The sequence below is a fragment of the Glacieibacterium sp. genome (assembly GCF_965200405.1).
Taxonomy (GTDB): Bacteria; Pseudomonadota; Alphaproteobacteria; order Sphingomonadales; family Sphingomonadaceae; genus Glacieibacterium.
On the sequence record NZ_OZ241356.1, the window covers coordinates 1,607,056 to 1,622,856 of the forward strand.

The following is a 15,801-nucleotide window of genomic DNA, read 5'->3' on the forward strand; positions in this document are numbered from 1 at the left end:
ACGGCAACCGTCCCGTACGGTCGGACGGCCCTTTTACCTCGGGATGTCTCTGCTGATGGCGGCGGTGTTCGTCGGCGGCTTCGCGACCACCGTGCCCGACGATTTCGCGCCGGCGCCGGGGCTGCCGTTGCTGCTGCACGTCCACGGCGCGGTGTTCACCCTGTGGGTGCTGCTGTTCGTCGCCCAGCCCGCCTTCATCGCGCGTGGCTCGGTCGCGCTGCACCGGCGCATCGGCGGCTTCGGCGCCGTGCTGGCGGTGGCGATGGTCGTGATGGGCCTCGCTGCGACCTATTATTCGGTTCACTACAATCGCGTTCCGGCGTTCTTCCCGCGCAATATCTTCGTGGTGATGAACGGCTTCGGCATCCTGGTGTTCGGCGGGCTGGTCGCGGCCGGGATCGTCAATCGCCACCGGGCGGAATGGCACAAGCGGCTGATGATGTGCGCCACCATCTCGATCCTCGGCCCTGGCCTTGGGCGGCTGTTGCCGATGACCTCGCTGGGTTCTGCCGCCCCGCTGGTGCTGTTCGGCGTGATCGCCCTGTTCGCCTTCGCCGGTCCGGTCGCCGACCTGATCGTCCGGCGCCGCATCCATCCCGCCTATTACTGGGGCGTCTCGACGATCATAGTCAGCGAACTGGCGTTCGCGCCGCTGGCCTTTTCACCGCTGGGCGCCGCGCTGTTGCGATTGGTCGGCACGGCCTGATCCCGGGACGAGCAAGGGGCGGTGGAGCGGGTAGAGGGAATCGAACCCTCGTATGAAGCTTGGAAGGCTACTGCTCTACCATTGAGCTATACCCGCAAATCAACGACTTAGCCGCCAATCGCCTTAGACTTTGACAGCGCTTTTGCAGCGCTGTCTGCTAAGCGCTCCCCATTGCCACGACCGTGCGGGCTTGGTCAACGTAGAGGCGGCGGATTTCAGCAACCCCGGTTGGCGCCCGCCCTGCCACGATCAGCGATCTCCCGGCGCGACGGATGCCAATCGGGGGCATAGCTTCAAACATCGCCGGGACGGCCGATCCTGTACGGTCCCGATCGCGTCGACAAAGGCCGCCCCTTCCAGCTCAGCCGTACCAACCCGTCGCGGACAAGCCCGTCGACCGCGGTGTGCACTGCCGGCATCGCGCCACGCCAGTCCGGCGCGATAGCACGCGCCACCTCACTCGGGCAGATCGTCGCGTCCGGTGTGCGGCGCGCGAGCAGGGACAGCACCGCGGCCCTTGGATCGGTCATTTGCGTTACGTCGGCCCCGCACGCCATCCGGTCAAGCCGTTGCCCTCGGCCGGAGAGTGAGCTGGCGAACAACGGCATATCGACTTTGACACATGCTGCTCCGGGGAGGATGGATGCTTCGCCAACAAGAGACGACCCCCTATGTTCAGCCGCCGCGAAACCTTGGTTGCCGGCATCACCACTGGCTTGTTGAGCTCTGCCGCGCGTGCGGCGGAGCCCGGTAGCTGGCCGGCCTTTCCTGCTGAAGAGATCGATCTGTGGCCTGGCACACCACCCGGGGCGCCGACGGTCCTGCCGGTCGAGCAGGTGATAGAAACCGGCAACGCCCAACATCACGGCCGAATGGTCAAGGGCATCGTCCGGCCGCGCATGAAAGTTTTTCGGCCGTCCAAGCCGAACGGGTCGGCGCTGCTGGTCACGCCGGGAGGCGGTTATTCAGTCATCGTCATCGACGTCGAAGGCTATCAAGTCGGCCCCTGGCTGAGCGAGCGCGGCTGGACCGTTTTCGTACTTTATTATCGTCTGCCGGGGGAAGGCTGGGCGAACCGGGCGGATGTGCCGCTGGCCGATGCGCAGCGCGCGATGAGGCTGATCCGGTCGCGAGCAACCCAATATGGTTTCGATCCCGCCAAGGTAGGCGCCATGGGTTTTTCCGCCGGTGGCCATGTCTGCCTGGATCTCGTCACCCGTCACGATGCGCAACTGTACGACCCGGTCGATGCTGCCGATCGGCTGAGCCCGCGGCCCGCGATCGCAGCACCGATCTACGCCGTCCAGTCGATGAGCCTGCCACTCGTACATATCGGCTCACGCGATATGCTGCTGGGCCCAAACCCCTCGCCGGAGTTGCAGCGCGCCCACAGCCCGGCGCACAACGTCACCGCCGCCACGCCGCCTTGCTTCATGGCGCATGCCGAGGATGACACGACCGTTTCGGTGGAAAATACGGTGGAGATGCGCGCGGCGCTCAAGGCGGCGGGCGTCAAGGTCGAGACGCATCTGTTTGCCGCCGGCCAGCATGGCCTCGGCCTTCCCGGCCCAGCGGGAGAACCCGCGAGGCATTGGAAGGAGATGTTCGTTGCCTGGGCGCAAGCGCAAGGCCTCGGCTGACGTTCTTCGGGGTCGTTGAACCAGAATCAGAGCCGCAGCGGCCTCTACAGGCATTGGTTCTACCGTCGATGCTGACGCGGACCGGTACGCCACAGGTGAGTCTGTGGCCCGCCCGTTGCCAAGACTGAAATTGTCCGATCCACAGATGACCGCCCGGGATCGGACCCGGACGACCGTGCGCGAAGCGATCAGGCCTCGATCAGTCCCTCGTGCGTCATCGCCTTGCGCACGGCAGGGCGGTCCATCATCCGGTTGCGCAAAGCGACGAGTTTGGCGGGCGCCTGGACACTGTTCTTCTCTGCCCACAACAGCATGACGAACAGGTAGCAGTCGGCGACACTTACGGTTTCGCCGAAAAGATAGTCGCCCTCCATCGTGTCTGCGAGCCAGGTCATTCGCTTGACGATAGTCTCGCCGGCCTTCGCCTTCTCGTCGTCGCCAGCACCCGCGAAGAACGGCTTGAACCCCTTGTGAATCTCGGTCGAGATATAAGCGAGTGCCTCGAGCAGGTGGGTGTGGCCCATCGCGCCGGCGGGTTTCAACGCACTGTCCTGATGGGCAATCCAGTCGAGGATGGCGACGTTCTCGGTGATGGTTTCGCCGCTGTCCAGCGTCAGTGCCGGCACATAGCCCTTGGGATTGATGGTCAGGAAGTCCTCACCGTTTTCGGTCTTCTTCGCCTTCAGATCGACCTTCTCGTGCTCGAAGGCGAGCCCCGCTTCATGGAGCGCGATATGGTCGGACAGGCTGCAGGCGCCGGGTGAAAAATAGAGCTTCATCATTCTCTCCTCCATCGCACGGCCACGCATCGGAGTGGCCTGTGAACCACATTATCGGCCGACAAACCCACCCGGCCCGGTGGCCAAACGCAACGGGTCAATCAAAGGTCGGATCAGTCGCCGAAAAACAGACGTTCCGCGAACCGATCATCACCCTTGGCGGACCGCGAAGGGCGGCAAGAGGATGTCATATGCTCGCTCAAGCCGGCAGGAGGCCGACGGCGCGGTAGTTATCGATCATCGTGTCGAACAATGAAATATCGGCCCGACCCCTGGCATAGAGCTGAGCGCCAGCGACCGCCGAGTAGATCGCCTGCGCCCGGGCCTCGCTTTCTTCTGGTTTGACGGTACCGGCGGCGACCAGGACCTCGCTGAGCCACTTCACATTGACGTCGGCAAAGCCCTGCACCTCCTTTTTGACCGGATCGGGAAGCACGTCATATTCGGCGGCCATGAAGCTCGACAGGCACATGCGATTGTCGCGGGCCAGCGAAGCCCGGAAGATCGCGGGATAGCGATGCAGCGCGTCTCGGGGGTTCTGAGCCTCGGCCGAGATGCCCTCCAGGTCTCGGGCAATATCCTCCCAATAGCGCCGCGCGACCGCCTCGCCGAGCAGCGCTTTGCTGGCGAAATAATAATTTATGCTGGCGGCCTTGATGCCAACCGTTTCCGCCAAGTCGCGGAAATTGATGCCGCCATAGCCGTAAGCCATCGCCGCTTCTCGCGCCGCCAGCAGGATCGCCTCTCTCGCATTCTCTCTCATCGAACTCACTGACCTCAACTATCACCTGTCATATGGCAGACAGGGGTTGACGGTGCAAGATTCACAGCGTAACTGTTTGCCTGTCATCTGGCAGGCAGGTGGCGAGCAAACGATGAAAGCGAGCCACCATGTCCGACAGATTGAAGCTCTTCACCTCACCCTCGGCCTTCCCCAACCCGCAGCGCCTACGGATCTTCATGCACGAAAAGGGCATCGCCCAGCACTTCGACGAGACGATCTACGACATGTCGCCGGTCGGCGAGCAGCGCGGCTGGAAGCATCTGAAGATGAACATCTGGGGCGAGACGCCGACCCTTGCGCTGGCCGATGGCTCGTTCCTCAGCGAAACCGCCGCCATCGCCCGCTACCTCGACGACACATTCGACGGTCGCAAGATCCTCGGCGAGACGCCACACCAGCGCGGCCTCGACCAGATGTGGGACAACCGGGTGTGGGTGCACATCCTCTATCCCATCGTCACCGCGTTCCATGTCCTGCACCAGGGCCTTGGACCAAAGCTCGAACTGACCAGCAACCCGGCCTGGGGCGAGCATTCACGCAAGGTGGCGCTGACGCACGCCGGCTTGGTCGATCGGCATCTTGCGGACGGTCGTGAATGGCTGCTTGGCGGCGAGCAGCCAACCTTCTCGGACATCACGATGGCGACCGCGATCGCCTTCTCGAAGTTTCCGGTCAACGCGACGCCACTCGACGAGCGCTTCGAGCATATCGATGCGTTCTGGCAGCGCTGGCAGGCACGGCCGGCGTTCCTTGCCGCCTATGCCGACAGGAACAGCGGCGTCGCCGAACTCGATAACCGGCCCTGATCGCTTCGTCCCGACCGGACGCCCTTCGAACCCAGCATGAGGAGGCTATTATGCCATTTGCACGCATCGATCTTATCCAGGGCAAAAGCTCTGAATACCGCTCCGCCGTCGCCGATATCGTTTATCGCGGCATCGTCGATATCCTGAAGGCTCCGGACGGCGACCGCTTCGTCGTTGTCGGCGAGCATACTCCCGACAATCTAATCTACGACCCGACCTTTCTCGGTTTCAGCCGGTCGCCTGACTTCATCCTGATCCAGGTCACCAGCACCGTCGGCAACGAGAAGATTACGAAGTTTGCCTTTTACCGGTTCGTGGCCGACGAACTCAAAGCCAAGCTTTCGGTCCATCCCGACGATATCATGATCAACATGGTATTCGTCGACAAGGAGGACTGGTCGTTCGGCGATGGGCAGCCGTGGTAGTCCAGTCCTGATTAACTGAGCCTCCCGGCGGCAAGTCAATGTCCTTGGTGTCCGGGGCGGCCCTTGCCGCTGCGATCAGAGTCGCAGCGGCAAGTCTCTAAATCACCAGTCGAACCACGTGCTTGCCACTGGTCAGCGGCCACGCAATCGCTCCAGCGACGACATCCACGCCGAGCCCGTCGATTTCAAGAGTGATCCCACCGGGTCCGGCGCGCTCGATTTCGATGTCGTAGCTGGCGTCGCCCAGACGCAGCGTGACCGTGATGCCCGGCCAATCGTCGGGAAGGCACGGGTTGAGATGGATCGTTTGGCCAACCCGCTGCAGGCCCAGAATGTTCTCGATGCCGGCGCGGTACATCCAGCCCGCGGCGCCGGTGTACCATGTCCAGCCGCCGCGGCCGTCGTTCGGGGCGACCGAGTAGATGTCCGCAGCGACGACATACGGTTCGACCCGGTAGTGATCGGCAGCGGCCTTGGTGAGGGCGTGGTTGACCGGATTGAGCAGGTCGAACAGTTGCACCGCACCGTCACCGTCGCCGGTGCGCGCCGCCGCGACGATCGTCCACATCGCGGCGTGGCTGTACTGGCCGCCGTTTTCGCGCAGGCCGGGCGGATAGCTGCGGATGTAGCCGGGGTCGTGCGCTGTCTTGTCGAACGGCGGGGTGAACAATTTGACCAGCCGCTGCTCCGGATCGACGAGGTGGCGACGCACCGAGGCCAGCGCCTGTGCGGCGCGTGTCGGGTCGGCGGCGCCGCTGATCACCGCCCAGCTCTGCGCAATCGAATCGATCTGGCACTCGTCGCTGTCCTTGGAGCCGAGCCAGGTACCGTCGTCATAGGTCGCGCGGCGGTACCATTCGCCGTCCCAGGCGACCGCTTCGATCGCGGCACGCAGGGTCTCGGCATGGTCGCGCCAGCGTGCGGCGCGCTCCGGCTCGCGGCTGTCGGCAAGCGGCGCAAAGCGGTTGATGGCGTGGATCAGGTGCCAGCCGAGCCAGACGCTCATGCCTTGGCCGCCCTCGCCGACGCGGTTCATGCCGTCGTTCCAGTCGCCGCCACCGATCAGCGGCAGGCCAAGCGAACCGGTCATCGCCACCGACTGGTCGAGCGCCAGCGCGCAATGGGTGTAGAGCGACGGCATGTCGAGGCTGGTCTCGGGAAGGTAAAAGGCGTCGTGCTCATGTGGCTCGAGCTGACGGCCGACGAGGAACGGCAGAGGGGTTTCCAGGATGGCGCGGTCGCCGGTGCTTTCGACATAGTCCGCGACCGAAATCGCCAGCCAGCCGCGGTCGTCCGAAATCCGGGTGCGAACCCCGCGACCGCTCTCGGGGAGCCACCAATGCTGGACGTCACCCTCGCGAAACTGCCGACCCGCGGCGCGGAGCAGATGGGGGCGGACCAGGTCGGGACGCGCCAGCAGCAGCGCGCCGCCGTCCTGCAACTGGTCGCGGAAGCCGTACGCGCCGCTGGCCTGGTAAAAGCCGGCGCGACCCCAGACCCGGCAGCCGAGTACCTGGTACAGCAGCCAGCCGTTGAGCATGATGTCCATCGCGCGGTCGGGCGTGCGCAACTGGACGGTGCCGAGGGTCGATCGCCAATGCGCCGTGGTCCGCGCCAGTTCGGCGTCGAGGTCGGCCGCCCGCCATTCCCGCACCAGCGTCCGCGCCGCGTCGCGGTCGGCAGCTTGTCCGATCGTCCAGACGATCTCGCAGGATTCGCCCGGTGCCAGCGTCACTTCGGTGGTGAGCACGGCGCAGGGGTCGAGCCCGGCCCCGCATGCGCCGATCAACGCGGTGTCGTGCGCGAGCGCGGCAGGGTGGCCGAGGTTGCCGCCGCGGCCGATAAAGGCAGCGCGGTCGCAGGTCCAACCGGTTTGGCAGCCGTCCAGGTCGGCGAACGCGATGCGGTTGCCGTTGTCGGGATCGAACGGGTTGCGCGCGAACAAGGCGCCGGTCTCGGCATCGCGTTCGGTGACGATGTGCGACGCGGTCTTCGAGCGCGCTCCGCCGAGCACCCATTCGGCATAACCGGTCACCGACAGGCCGCGTGTGCGGTCGCAGCGGTTGTGCAGCGTCAGCCGCGCCAGCCGCAGCGGTGCATCGAGCGGTACATGGACCAGCAGGTCGCTTTCGATACCGTGGCCGACCGCGTGGAAGCGGCTGTAGCCGAAGCCGTGCCGGGTGATGCGTGCACCACCGGCGCCGGCTGGAGCCAGCGTCGGCGACCAGACCTGGCCGGTGTCGAGATCGCGCAGGTAGATCATGTCGCCGGGCGGTTCGGATGCGGCATCGTTGGACCACGGCGTCAGCTGGTTCTCGCGGGCGTTCCCCGACCAGATCGCACCCAGGCCGTCGGCCGAGACCTGGCAGCCGAAGTCGGGATTGGCGAGGACGTTGATCCAGGGTGCCGGCGTCGTGTCGCGATCGTGGAGGATCATCGCGTATTCGGTGCCATCTGCGTGGAATCCGCCATAGCCGTTCCAGAACTCGACCGTCGATTCGAGCGGCAGCGCGTGATCGGGCGGACGGCCGGCGCGTGCTGGACGGCCGGTCGGCGTCGGCGGGACGATGACGGGTGCGGTCAGCGCTTCGGGCCGCTGCAACTGGCGGCGAAGTGTGCCGCGCTGGGCCAGGAACTCGACCCGTGCCAGCGCCCGCAATGTCGCCACCTGCTGCTCGAGCATCAGGTCCGAGCGCAGCGTGTACACCTCGCCGCGAACGCCAGCAGGGGCAGGGCGCGCACGAACGACGCGGACGGCATCCTCGATCGCCGTCTGCAGGTCCTGAATGTACGATGCCTTGCGCTCGTTGAGGATGACGAGGTCGAACGACAGGTAGCGCGCCTGCAGGAACTCGAAGGCGCGTAGCAGATCCGACACCGTCGGCAGGTCGCGCGGGTCATCGATGCGGACAATGACGATCGGCAGGTCGCCCGAAATGCCGTGAACCCACAGCCCCGATTGCGGACCAGCGGCAGCTGCGACGAGAGCGGGCGGCGGCGCGTGGGTGGCACCGGCGTTGACGATATGGCCCGCCAGCCGCTGGAAATCTGCAGCATCGCCGGGATCGAGCTTGAGGAAGCGGCGCTCGATCTGCGCCTGCGTCCAGGCGGCGACCTGCGCGCGGTCGAAGGCGCTGGCGTCGCTGTGCCGGTTGATGGCGTCGATAAGCTCCTCGCGCGATCCGGCGGCAATCGTCCAGAAGGCAACGCGCACGGTGTCGCCCGGTGGCACCAGCACCGGGCAGCGCAGGACCAGCGCCGGGTCGAGCACGGTCCCGGCGCGACCATCCATGTCGCGACCGAGACCGATCGGATTGGCCGCCGAGCGCCCGCGCCCGAGAAAGCGGCTGCGATCGGTTTCCCAGCTCGGCGGTGCGACTGCAGCGCCCTCGACCACTGCGAGGTGTGCGACCCAGATCGATGGGTCGTCGGCACCGCGCGGCCGCCGGTGTGCGATCAGCACCGGACCTTCGAGCTGTTCGGTCTCGATGAACATTCGCGCAAAGGCCGGATGCGCCAGGTCGGTCGCCTGCGAACCGAGGGTCAGCTCGATGAACGAGGTCAGGTCGATCTTGCGCGGCCGGCTGCCGCGGTTGGCGACCGACACCCGCCGCACCTCGGCGTCGTCCTCGGGCGAGATCAGCACCTCGGTAACCGTGGCGAGGGCACCATCGCGGCGGCGGAACTCGGCACGCCCTTCGACAAAGGTTGCGGTGTACTGGGTCGGCTGGGCCCCGAGCGGCGCAAGCGTTGCCGACCAGGATTCACGGCTCTCACGGTCGGTGACGTACAGCCACGAGCCGTGCCCGGCGACGACCGGGTCTTCGCGCCAGCGGTTGATGGCCAGGCCGTGCCACCGGCTATAGCCGCCGCCGGCGCTGGTCAGCAGCGCCGAATAACGACCGTTGGTCAACAGATGGACGGGTTGCACGCTCTCCGTCCGGTGACTGTAAACGCGGGTTGCGCCGACCTCCGCCGGGCGGTCGGTCGCGATGAGCGCGGCTTCCTCGGAGCGCGGGCTGAAGGTACCGACGCCGCGCGGCGGGCGCTCGTGCAGCAGCAGCGCCGTGGCGCGGATCATCGGCTCGGCGTGAAAGGCGGCGCGCAGCTTGCCGCCGTCGAGGACATTGGCGACCGCGAGCAGCGTCATGCCCTGGTGGTGCGCCATGTAATTTCGCACGATCGCGAAGCGCTCGCCGTCGGGAACGCGGCTGGGCGTGAAATCGATCGCCTCGTAGAATCCCATCTTGCCACGCCCGCCGATCGCGTCGATCGCCGCAAAATTGTCGAGCGCGGCGATGGCATCGACCATCACGGCGAGGCCGGTGGCATAGGGCGCAATTACCAAATTCTCGGACAGGCCGCGCTTTAGGCCGAGACCGGGCACCCCGAAGTTGGAATATTGGTACGTCATCTCGCGATCGCGAGCATTATAGGCGGACTCGGAGATGCCCCATGGCACGCCAGCCTCGCGGGCATAGTCGCGCTGGCGCTGGACGACGAGGCGGTTCGAGGTTTCGAGCAGGCTGCCGTCGGGCGCCCGCATCAGCAGCGATGGCATGAGATATTCGAACATCGACCCCGACCACGAGATCAGCACGGAGGCGTCGGCCGCCGCCGTCGCGCTGCGGCCGAGGCGGAACCAGTGCCGCGCCGGAATGTCCCCCTTGGCAATGGCGAACAGGCTGGCCAGCCGGGCCTCCGACGCGAGCAGGTCGTAGCAGCTCTCGTCGCGCCGGTTGTCGGCGACCGACCAGCCGATTGACAGCAAAAGCCGGTCGGGATCGACGAGGAAGGCAAAATCCATCGCCATCGCCATCGCGCGCGCCGACATCGCCAGGCGCGACGCGCGCGCGATACTGTCGGGATCGTGCCAGGCGCCGACCAGATTGGCGAGCGCGATCAGGTGTCCAGCCAGGTTGCCACTGTCGACTGCCGAGACATAGGCCGGCTCCAACACGCGCAGGTCGCGGGTGTCGTACCAGTTGAAGAAATGCCCGCGGAAGCGCGACATGCGGTTGAGGGTGGCAAAGGTCGCCTCGATGCGGTCGAGCGCTTCGACGGGTGTGCACCAGCCGCTGTTTCGCGCGGTCGCGACGACCAGCAGGTACAGCCCGATGTTGGTTGGCGAGGTGCGCCCGGCGACGACGGGCTCGGGCGTCTCCTGGAAGTTGTCGGGCGGCAAGTGGTTGTGCTCGGCAGTGACCAGGGTCGTGAAGAAGCGCCAGGTCTGCTGGGCGATATCCTCGAGTTCCTGTCGCTGCCTGGTGTCGAGCGGCAGCGCGGTCGCGACCTGGCGCGGCTGGCTGACCGCCCAGGCGATCGCCGGCGCTGCGAACCACGCCAGCGTCAGCGGCAGGACCAGTGGCCAAATCTGGGGATGGACAATGATCGCCAGTGCGGCGGCGCCGAGCGCCAGCAAGACCGACTGGCCCATGAAACGGTACAGTTGCGCGACGCTCGGGTTGGGTGAGGCGCTGGCCTTTGCCGCGGTCGTCCATTCGAGCAGGTGGCGCCTGGTCACGAACAAGCGGAGCAGGGTGCGGACGATGGCATCGACCATCCGCACGGCCTGGTCGCAGACCGTCACCAGTTGCAGCGCCAGGACGCTGAACGCCGAGCGAATATCGCCGCCGGTGGCCTCCAGATGCGCCCGCAGCGGCACGTCGCGCCTGCGCCGGGCGAAAAGCAGTGAAGGCAGCGGCAGCATCGGTGGGATCGCGATCAGTGCCAGCACCCCGATGGTCCAGCGCGCCGCGACCAGCGACGGCATGAACCACGCCCCGATCAGCGCCGCCAGGATTGCCGGTGCGACAAGCGAACGGCGCAGATTGTCGAGCATCTTGGCGCGCCCGATGCCGGGCAAAGTATCCGCCGCAATCTGCTGTGGCGTCAGGATCCACGGCAGCAATTGCCAGTCGCCCCGGACCCAACGGTGCTGGCGACGCGCGGCCGCGTCGTATCGCACCGGAAAGTCCTCGACGACCTCGATGTCGGAGACCAGTCCGGCGCGGGCATAGACGCCTTCGAACAGGTCGTGGCTGAGCATGGCGTTGGGCGGCACGCGGCCCGCCAGCGATGCCATGAAGGTGTCGATCTCGTAGATACCCTTGCCGGTGAAGGAGCCCTCGCCGAGCAGGTCCTGGTACAGGTCGGACGCCGCGGCTGCGTAGGGGTCGATCCCCGCCGGTCCGCCCGCCAGTGACTCGAAGCGCGACTGGCCGCGCCCGACCGGCAGCGCCACCGCAACCCGCGGCTGCATGATGCCATAGCCCGAGACGACGCGGCGCAGGACGGTGTCGAAGCGCGGCCGGTTGAGCGGGTGCGCCATCTTGCCGATCAGGCGGCGCGCCGTACCGAGCGGCAACTGCGTATCGGCGTCGAGGGTGATGACATAGCGCACCCGTTGCGGGATCTCCGGCGAGCCGCCGTCGGCAGTACAATAGGAGGTGTCGGTCGCGCCGCGCAGCAGCCGATTGAGCTCGTGCAGCTTGCCGCGCTTGCGCTCCCAACCCATCCAGCAGCCTTCGGCCGGATTATATTGGCGGCGGCGGTGCAGGAACAGGAAACGCGGCACGCCATCTTCGCTCGGATAGCGAGCATTCAGGTCGGCGATCGCCGCCTGCGCGCTGGCCAGCCGCTCGGCCTCGCCCGGCAGGCTTTCGCTTTGCGCATCGCCGAAGTCCGACAACAGCGCATATCGTACCGCGTTCTCGCGGGTGGTCAGGTGATGGACTTCGAGGTTGGCGATCTCCTCGGCGACCTGGTTTTTCCAGCCCATCAGGATCGGCACCACGACCAACGTCTGCAGGTCCGGTCCGACGCCGTCGTCGAGCTCCAGCGCCGGTACGATCCGCGGCGGCAGCAATGTCGCCATTATCCGGTTGACGATTGCCGTCGCGGTTTCGATCGCCATCACCATGACCGCGCCGAACATCAGGACGACGAACCACCAGCTCAGCGGCCCGGTGTCGAGGCCGCTGAGCGGCAGCTGCACCAGCAGCAACGCGGCGAGCATGACCAGCGTGATATACAGGCTGATGCCGCCGCGCCGCAGCCGCCGTGCGAGCCGCGTCCCGACCGGCGGGACGTAGCCGATGTCGGCCTCGAGCAACGCGCGTCCCGCGCCGACCAGGTAGAAGCCGGGGTCCTTGTCGACGGCATTGTCGCGGATGCGCGCGTTGGATAGCGCGAGCGCCCGTACCGCGATCTCATCCTCGGCGTAGTTCGAGCCGCGCGACAATTCCTCGAGCGCGTTGCGGTAAAGGTTGCGCGACGGGAAATCCATGCTGGCGAAGTCGCTGCCCTCACGGAGCACGCGGTCGGCGAGGCTGAGCGCCTCGACCATGTCGCCCCAGTCGGTCTCGGCGATGATGCGCATCGCCATGATGACGTTGCGGATCGAGGCGGTCGAGGCGATCAGCGCCCGCTGCGCGATGGTATCGATCTCGGCGATGCTGCTGCCCGCCGCGACGCTCCGGGACTCGAGCCAGCGGCGCGCCATCTCGCTTCGGTCGTCGACGTCGCGGAGCCTCAGCGCGAGTTGGCTGACATAGGCCGGCGGGTGGTCGCGGTCGATCGTCGCCAGGCTGGCCAGCGCGAGCGCATCGCTGGGTGCGGCGAACAGCGCGTTGGCAAAGGCATCGGCGCGGGTACGATCCTGCTCGTCGGTGATCGCAAGGTCTGCCAGCCGTCGCAGGTTCTCGACCAGCACCAGCTGGAGCATGATCGCCAGCGCCCATAGCTCGCCGATCGTCAACGCATTGACCTGCTGATACGCCGCCACGAAGCGCCGTAGCCGGTCCTCCTCGAAGTGGCTGTCGCTGTGCGCTACATAGGCCCAGGCGATGCCGAAAACGCGGGGCAGGGAGGCAAGCGGGCCGTCCGACAATTTGGGCAACTGCCGGTAGAAATCCGTCGGCAGGTCATCCCTGATCTTGCGGATCTGCTTCTCGACGATGTGATAGTTATCGATCAGCCATTCCGCTGCCGGTGCGATCGGTCGTTCCTGCTCGAGCGCCCGTGCCGTTTCGCCGTAAGTCTGCTTCAGCGCATCGGCATTGTCGTCGAGCCGGGTCAGCAGTTGGCGCGAGCGCAATATCCCCGGCTCGATCTGCTGGGCCTGTGCCAGCGATCGGCCATGGTCCTCCAGCCTCTCGACCCCGAACAGCTCGGCGCGAACCGGTGCGCGTTCCTGCCATGCAGGCGCCTTGAAACGGCCGTTCGACCGCAGCGGCAATGGAACCCTCAAGCGGGCGTTTTCGGTCGATGCTACCACGTCACCTTGCTAGCGTGACTTTGGGAGCAGCCGCTAGTGCCAACACTACATATTTGGCTGCCGATGGCCCGAAGCGCAAAATATGCGCCAAGGATGCTTGCTACGCCGACCGCGACCACACGCTTTCTCGCAAGATTTCAAAGTCTTTCCGACAGTCCTTTATCGCCGGGTCTAGTCTCCGGGATGATACCGGCGCTCGACATGGCCCGTCAGGTCTTCCGGCCAAAAATAGACCGGGCGCAGGTTGCCGCTGGAGTAGCGATCGGCCTGGTCGTTGAAGTGGCGTGAAGTCGGATCCCCGCTTTCGCCGCCCGCGGTGACCGCCCACGCCTTCACCCGGTCGCCGAACTCGACGACGGCGACGAAGCTGTTGCCGCTGGTGCCATAATAGTTCTTCGTGTTCGGGTACGGCTTCGCCCCGAACGAGGCAAGCGAGCCCCATTGTGCCGAGGTGAAGCCGACCGGGATGCTTGGGCCGGCATCGTCGAAGTGGCCGACGATGCTGTCGTCGAGGCGCTGGAAGCGGTTGATCTTGCCCCACGGCACCTGCCAGCTGCCGAAGTCGCGAGTCAGTCGGTCAACCGCCTGCTGCAGCGCCGCCAGCTTCGCCTCGGCTGGGACGCGGGTCAGGATATAGTCGGGGACGTTGATACGCTCCTGCTTGGCGAACGCGCCGACGTCGGTCCACAGGCTGTCGCCCCAGAACACCGCGAGCGAGGTCGCCGCGCTGTCCGTGCCCCAGCGGTCGTCCCAGCCGCGCAGCAACGCGATCGGCCCGGCCAGCGCCGCCCGGCGCGGATCGGCGGCAGGCAGCGCGTCATAGGCCGCGATCAGCGGCGGCAGCAGGCGCGCGAAGCCGGGCAGGAAGCTGTCATAGGCCGCGAGGCGCAGGCGCTCCGGAGTAAAGTCGTGCTTGCCGGTCAGCAGCGCCGTCGCGTGCCGCCCGCGGTCGTTCTCCCCGGCGCTGTCCATGTATTTCGGGAAAGCCTCCTTTTTCGGGCTGTCCGGCCCGGCCGCTCCCCACGGCTCGTTGTTAGAGTTGTAGGCCCAGCCGACCGGCGGGCGGATTGCGTTGGGCAGCGAGGCGATGCTGTGCAGGCCGCGCCAGTCGGTCGCCGGGTCGGCGCCGTCGACGGGCCGGGTGTAGTCGAACCGGTCGGGCCGCACCGGCACGAACTGCGGATGCAGGTAGGCGATCTCGCCCTTGCGATCGGCGAACAGCGTCGCGTTGGAGCTGTTCGCCTGCAACGCCGCGACCTTCAGATATGACGCGAGGTCGGTCTGCTTGGTGCGCAGGAAGCTCTGCTCCAGTGCCGCGACCGGCCGCCACATCAGCGCGGTGGCGATCCACTTGCCGCGCTCGGCGCGCACGACGGGGCCGTGGTGGGTGCGATAGGTGGTGAAGGTTCGCGTCGCCAGCCTGCCGTCCGTCGTGCGGTAGGCGATGGTGACCGGCACGGACGCGACCGGGCGCAGCGCCTTGCCGTAGCGGTAGGAGCGCTTGCCGCCCTCGCTGACGATAGTCTCGGCGAACTCGTCGACGTTATCGACGCCGGACGTGGTGTGCATCCAGCCGGTCTGCGTGTTCCAGCCCTGGTAGATGAAGAACTGCCCCCAGGTCGACGCGCCATAAGCGTTCAGTCCCTCGCGGCTGGTCATCTGCAGCTCGGAGCGGAAGTAGAAGCTGGTGTGCGGGTTGATCAGCAGCAGCGCGTGGCCGTTGGCGGTTTTCTGCGGCGCGATGGCGATGCCGTTCGACCCGCGCGGCTCCTGCGGTCGGGCGCCAATCTCTTCCGCGCTCGCGGTGACCGGCACGCCGCCGTAGAAGCTTTGCAGCCCGGACAGTGAGATGCGCTCGATATCACCACCGATGCTGCCTTCGGTAAAGCTCAGCGCCATCCATGGCTCGAATTTGGTCAGCACCTTGGGGTGCACTGCGGGATGCATCGCGAGATAGTAGTTCAGACCGTCCGCCCAGGCGTCCATCAGCTTGCGCAGCCATGCCGGACTGGCCGCATACTGGCGCTGCAGTTCGGGCGGATCGACGTAGAGGCGCTGGCGCAGGTCGGCCCAGATCGCGCTCTCGCCTTCCGCCTCCGCCGTGCGCCCGAGCGCGGTCAGATAGTTCGCCTCGATGCGCCCGAAGTCGTCTTCCGCCTGCGCATAGATCGCGCCGAAGACGACCTGCGCATCGGTCGCGGCGCTGACGTGCGCGATGCCCCAGTCGTCGCGGGTGATGGTCACCGCCGCTGCCTGCCGCGCGAGGTCCCGCGCCGGCGCGGCATGGGCGGCGACAGCGACCGTCCCGAGCAATAGGCATTCCGCGACGCGCCGGGCCAGTCTATTCATGGCCGCAACGCTATCCGCGCCCCGGTCCGCTCGC

General features: G+C 66.4%; 9 protein-coding genes and 1 tRNA gene. 4 read left to right on the forward strand and 6 right to left on the reverse strand.

What is annotated here, in order from left to right:
* The first annotated feature begins 43 nt into the window (after positions 1–43).
* Entirely contained in the window at positions 44–706 is a 663-nt protein-coding gene (locus tag ACOFKW_RS07490; protein ID WP_419816693.1) for a hypothetical protein, read from the forward strand.
* 22 nt (positions 707–728) lie between these two features.
* Here the strand turns inward: ACOFKW_RS07490 and ACOFKW_RS07495 are convergent.
* Positions 729–802, reverse strand: a tRNA-Gly gene (locus tag ACOFKW_RS07495).
* 197 nt (positions 803–999) lie between these two features.
* Positions 1,000–1,236: a DUF3253 domain-containing protein gene (locus ACOFKW_RS07500; RefSeq protein WP_419816694.1), complete on the reverse strand. Its 237-nt coding sequence runs from the start codon at positions 1,234–1,236 to the stop codon at positions 1,000–1,002.
* 141 nt (positions 1,237–1,377) lie between these two features.
* On the opposite strand from ACOFKW_RS07500, the gene ACOFKW_RS07505 reads away from it, so the two are divergent.
* A complete protein-coding gene (locus tag ACOFKW_RS07505; protein ID WP_419816695.1) occupies positions 1,378–2,346 on the forward strand; it encodes an alpha/beta hydrolase in 969 nt (322 codons plus the stop codon).
* Between the two features lie 188 nt (positions 2,347–2,534).
* Here ACOFKW_RS07505 and ACOFKW_RS07510 read toward each other — a convergent pair whose 3' ends face one another.
* On the reverse strand, positions 2,535–3,128 hold the full coding sequence (locus tag ACOFKW_RS07510) for a glutathione S-transferase N-terminal domain-containing protein (protein WP_419816696.1): 594 nt from the start codon (positions 3,126–3,128) through the stop codon (positions 2,535–2,537).
* Between the two features lie 196 nt (positions 3,129–3,324).
* Entirely contained in the window at positions 3,325–3,888 is a 564-nt protein-coding gene (locus tag ACOFKW_RS07515; RefSeq protein WP_419816697.1) for a TetR/AcrR family transcriptional regulator, read from the reverse strand.
* 128 nt (positions 3,889–4,016) lie between these two features.
* Here ACOFKW_RS07515 and ACOFKW_RS07520 point away from each other — a divergent pair, with 128 nt between their 5' ends.
* Together ACOFKW_RS07520 and ACOFKW_RS07525 are read left to right on the forward strand one after the other, a co-directional pair.
* On the forward strand, positions 4,017–4,715 hold the full coding sequence (locus tag ACOFKW_RS07520; protein ID WP_419816698.1) for a glutathione S-transferase family protein: 699 nt from the start codon (positions 4,017–4,019) through the stop codon (positions 4,713–4,715).
* A 50-nt stretch (positions 4,716–4,765) separates the two neighbouring features.
* Positions 4,766–5,140, forward strand: a complete 375-nt coding sequence (locus ACOFKW_RS07525; protein WP_419816699.1) for a tautomerase family protein — start codon at positions 4,766–4,768, stop codon at positions 5,138–5,140.
* Between the two features lie 97 nt (positions 5,141–5,237).
* Here ACOFKW_RS07525 and ACOFKW_RS07530 read toward each other — a convergent pair whose 3' ends face one another.
* Both ACOFKW_RS07530 and ACOFKW_RS07535 read right to left on the reverse strand, forming a co-directional pair.
* Complete coding sequence (locus ACOFKW_RS07530; RefSeq protein WP_419816700.1) at positions 5,238–13,391, reverse strand: GH36-type glycosyl hydrolase domain-containing protein; 8,154 nt, start codon at positions 13,389–13,391, stop codon at positions 5,238–5,240.
* 198 nt (positions 13,392–13,589) lie between these two features.
* A complete protein-coding gene (locus tag ACOFKW_RS07535) occupies positions 13,590–15,767 on the reverse strand; it encodes a penicillin acylase family protein (RefSeq protein WP_419816701.1) in 2,178 nt (725 codons plus the stop codon).
* Positions 15,768–15,801 lie beyond the last annotated feature (34 nt).